This window comes from Kitasatospora sp. NPDC004240 (genome assembly GCF_053603215.1).
The window spans coordinates 1-4,090 of the sequence record NZ_JBSGFD010000373.1; the positions used below are offsets into that span (position 1 = coordinate 1).

Genomic DNA, 4,090 nt, shown 5'->3' on the forward strand with positions numbered 1-4,090 from the left:
GGCCGCGGTGACGGCCAGACCGAGCGCGGCGGCGAGCGCGCCGAGCGCCGTCGTGCCGCGGGAGCGGTGCCGTGGACGGGACAGCGGCGGACGTGGGGCGTGGGGGCGCGCGGAACCGGGGCGAGTCATCGCCACTCCTTCGCTTCGCGTGGGCGCGGATTCTGAAAAGGGCGGTTGTCAGATCGCGTTACCCGACGGTAGGGACGACCCGGCCGTCCTGGCAAGACCCCGGTGCGCGACAATTGACCCGGCGTCAGCGATTGTCGGGGGTGGGGACGGCGATGGGTGGGCCCACGGGCACGTACGGCGGCAGGTCGGCGCAGGAACGGCGGGCCGAGCGCCGCGAGCGCTTCCTGGCCGCGGCGCTGGACCAGTTCGGCGGCCGGCCCGGCTACCGGTCCGCCTCGGTGACCGGGCTGTGCGAGGCGGCCGGGCTCTCCACCCGGCAGTTCTACGAGGAGTTCCGCAACCTGGAGGACGTCCTCGCCCGGCTGCACCTGCTGGTCAACGACTGGACCGAGCAGGCCGTCCTGGCGGCGCTCACCGACACCGCCGGGCTCGACTTCGACCGGCGGATCGCCGCCGTCCTGCGCGCCTACGTCACCGCCGCCACCTCCGATCCGCGGCGGCTGCGCATCGCCTTCGTCGAGATCATCGGCGTGAGCGAGGAGCTGGAACGCCAGCGCCTGGTGCGCCGCGGCCGCTGGGTGGACCTGATCCTCGCCGAGGCCGAGGCAGCCGCCGCCCGCGGGGAGGTCGCGCCGCGGGACCACCGGATCGCCGCCACCGCCTTCATCGGCGCGGTCAACGGCCTGCTGCACGACTGGACGGCCGGGCAGTTCGAGGCCACGCTCGACCAGGTCGTCGACGAGCTGGTGGCCCTCCTCCTCGGCGCCGTCCGCCCGCGGCCGCGCTGAGACCGCCCGTCCCGCCGCACGCCCGCGCGTCCGCCGCGGTCCCGGGTGAGGTCCCGCCGGGGCGGTACCCAGAGTTCGGCACGGGGGTTGGGTAGCGGTACGCATTGATCCCGGACCGGCGCGGTCGGTTTCCTGGAGTCTCCTGTACCGAGCAGTACGAAGCCGCCGATCCACGACCCCACCGGAGGCCGACATGACCCGCCGCGAACGATTCCGGCTCTACGCCCAGGAGCACTTCACCGCCCTCGACGACCCGGGCCTCGTCCAGCCGGCGCGGCGCGGTGGCGTCGTCCGGCGCACCCGCCTGGCACGCCTTGCCCGCCTGTCCCGGCTGGCCGAGCGCGCGGGGCACCAGCACCACTGAGCAGCCGTCCGGTCATTTCGTCCGGTCGTCCCGTCCGTCCGCCGGTCCGGACGCACCGGCCGGGCCGGGGCCGGGCCACCGTGCCCGAACCCCCGTCAGCCGTCCGAACCCTCGTCAGCCGCCCGGAATATCCGGGCGGCTGCGCTGTTCCGGGGTGTCGCCGAGGTCCGCACCGGCCAGCGCCTCGCGCAGCTCCGGGCGGGTGACGCCGAGCTTGCGCAGCACGCTCGCCACGTGGTGCTCGACCGTCCGGGGCGAGAGGAACAGCGCCCGGGCGATGTCCTGGTTGGCCGCGCCCTGGGCGGCCAGCGCGGCGACCTGCCGTTCGCGCGGGGAGAGTCGCTCGCCGTAGCCCCGCCGGCCGGGGGAGGAGGGCCGGCCGAGACCGAGGTCCCGGCGCAGGCGCTGGCAGCGGGCCGCGTCGGAGGCCGCGCCCAGTTCGAGGTACGCCTGTTCGGCCGCGCCGATCCGCTCCCCGGCCGCGGCACGGTCGTGCTCCGCCAGGGCGGTGCCGGCGCGCTCCTCGGCCCGCGCGGCCTCGTACGGGCGGCCGATCCCCTGCCAGAGGTCGCGGGAGCGGGTGAACGCCCGCGCCGCGTCCTCCGTGCCCGGCGACGCGTCGGCCAGCAGCAGCCCGTCGGCGTACGCCAGGGCCGCGTGGGCGGCCGGCGCGTCCCGTCCCGCCAGGGCCGTCGCGGCCTCCCCGGCGAGGGCGGTGGCGGCGGGGCGCCCGCCCGTGGCGAGCAGGGTCTCGACCGCGACGGGCAGCAGCTCGGCCGACCGGGCCCAGGCGCCGGCCCGGCGCAGGTCGGTGAGCGCGGGTTCGAGCGTGGCGGCCGCCTGCTCGGCGTGGCCGTCGGCGAGCTGCAGGGCGGCCAGGCCGGCCGCCGCCCGCAGTGCCGCGGTGACCTGCGACTCGCGCTCCCCGTACGGGCCCGCCTCGGTGAAGTGCCGGCGGGCCGCGGTGAGCTGCCCGCGCGCGGCCGCGAGGCGGCCCAGCAGCAGGGCCTGCTCGGCGCCGGCCATCGCGAGGTCGGGGAACTCGGTGCCGAGGGCGGCGAGCCCCTCCTCCATGCGGTCCCAGTGCCCGGCCAGGCCGTCCAGGCGGACCAGCGCGATCCGGCTGTAGCACTCCAGGTAGGGGATGGCGGCCCGGCGGGCCAGCCGCCGGCTCTCCTCCAGCAGACGGGCGGCACGCCGGTCGTGGCCGAGCTCGACGGCGATCTCGCCGACGTTGTAGAGCGCGCGGGTGCTCTGGCGGATGATCTCGGGCCGCTCCGAGTGGCGGGGCAGTTCGTCCAGCAGCGGCCAGACCGCCGGGTCGCCCTCGCGCGCGAGGAAGGTCAGCCGGGTGGCGCGCACCGCGGCGGCGACGTCCTCGTCAGGGCCGGCCGCCAGGGTGCGCTCGGCCCGCTCCAGCCACCGCCAGGAGCGTTCGACGGTGCCGTCGCGTTCGTTCATGGCGATCGCGACCATCGCGCGGGCCGCGCGGGCGGGGCGCTCCTCCAACTCGTCGAGGGCCTCCTCCATCCGGGCGAAGCCGGCCCGGTCGCCGCCCTGGACGGCCATCAGGAACCCGAGGGTCAGCCGGATCTCGCCGCGGTCGGCGACCGGCAGCCTGGGGTCGGCGATGATCGCCCGCAGGGTCCGGGCGCTGGCCTCGCCGTCCACGCCGTTGGCGGCGATCCGGGCGAGCGCGAGGGCGGCCCGGCCGCGGCGCTCCCGGTCGAGGCCGGGTTCGTCGAGCAGCTGCCGCAGCAGGACGCCCGCGCTGCCGCTGTCCCCGAGCCGGGCCGCCTGGTCGGCGGCGGCCTCCGCGACCTCCTGCCAGGCGGCCCGGTCACCGAGCGCCAGGGTGTGGTGGGCGATCTGCACCAGCGGCCGGGGCTCCTGGGCGCCCAGCGCCTCGACGGCGCGCCGGTGCAGCGCGGTGCGCCGCGGGCCGGGCAGCCGGCGGTAGGCGACATGCTGGGCCAGGACGTGCCGGAAGCCGTAGCGGGCGGTCGGGTTCTCGCTGAGCACGGCCGCGCGCAGCGCCTCGGTGAGCCCGTCCGCGGTGGCCAGGGTGTCGAGGCCGGTGACGGCGGCGAGCAGTTCCTCGCCCGCGGGCACGCCGAGCACGGCCGCGGCGGCGGTGACCGCGGACGCGTGCGGGGACAGCGCGGCGAGCCGTTCGGTGACCGCGTCGTGCAGGCCGCGCGGGACCTGGAGGTGCTCCAGGTCGGTGGCGAGCTCGGCGGCGTCGGCCGGTCCGCTCGCGCCGCGCTGCTCGCACAGCGTGATCAGGTCCTCCTCGGCGACCAGCGGCAGGCCCTCGCTGCGCTCGTACAGGGACCTGGTGAGCGACGGCGTCGCGCGCGGTCCGAGCGCGGCGCGGGCCAGCTCGTGGACCTCGCTCTCGGCCAGCGGACGCAGCCGGATCAGCGCGCCGCCCACACCGGAGGGGTGCCGGTAGGCGGCTCCGAGCACGGGCGTGTCGGGCGGCAGGTCCTCCGCCCGGTAGGTGAGCACCAGGGCCAGCTCCGGCGGCATGTCCCGGGCGAGGAGCAGGAGCAGCTCGCGGGTGGCCTCGTCGACCCAGTGCAGGTCCTCGACCACGAGGACCGTCTCGCCGAGCGCGTGGAGCAGGGCCCGCACCGCCTGGACGAGCAGGTGGCGGCCGGGCGGCCCGTCGCCGGCGCTCGCCGGGTAGGGCGGGAGCAGGTCGGCGAGGTCGGGCAGCAGCGGACGCAGGGCCCCGGCGCTCGCCGGGAGGCGGCCCGCGGGCGGCAGCAGCGGGCCGACGGCCCGCAGCGCGTCGACCACCGGG

3 protein-coding genes are annotated in these 4,090 nt (G+C 77.8%); 2 read left to right on the forward strand and 1 reads right to left on the reverse strand.

Annotated elements, in window-relative coordinates:
- Positions 1 to 281: 281 nt before the first annotated feature.
- Entirely contained in the window at positions 282 to 917 is a 636-nt protein-coding gene (locus tag ACWEQL_RS41440; protein ID WP_452156650.1) for a TetR/AcrR family transcriptional regulator, read from the forward strand.
- Between the two features lie 193 nt (positions 918 to 1,110).
- Positions 1,111 to 1,281, forward strand: coding sequence for a hypothetical protein (locus ACWEQL_RS41445; RefSeq protein WP_452156652.1), 171 nt, complete (start codon positions 1,111 to 1,113; stop codon positions 1,279 to 1,281).
- A gap of 114 nt (positions 1,282 to 1,395) precedes the next feature.
- On the opposite strand, the gene ACWEQL_RS41450 is transcribed toward ACWEQL_RS41445, so the two are convergent.
- Positions 1,396 to 4,090: LuxR C-terminal-related transcriptional regulator (locus ACWEQL_RS41450; RefSeq protein ID WP_452156654.1), on the reverse strand; the 2,695-nt coding region annotated here is incomplete at its 5' end.

What these genes read in the sequence shown, in the direction of transcription:
- ACWEQL_RS41445 (WP_452156652.1), top strand. Translation starts at nt 1,111, where the DNA reads ATGACCCGCCGCGAACGATTCCGGCTCTACGCCCAGGAGCACTTCACC.
- ACWEQL_RS41440 (WP_452156650.1), top strand. Translation starts at nt 282, where the DNA reads ATGGGTGGGCCCACGGGCACGTACGGCGGCAGGTCGGCGCAGGAACGG.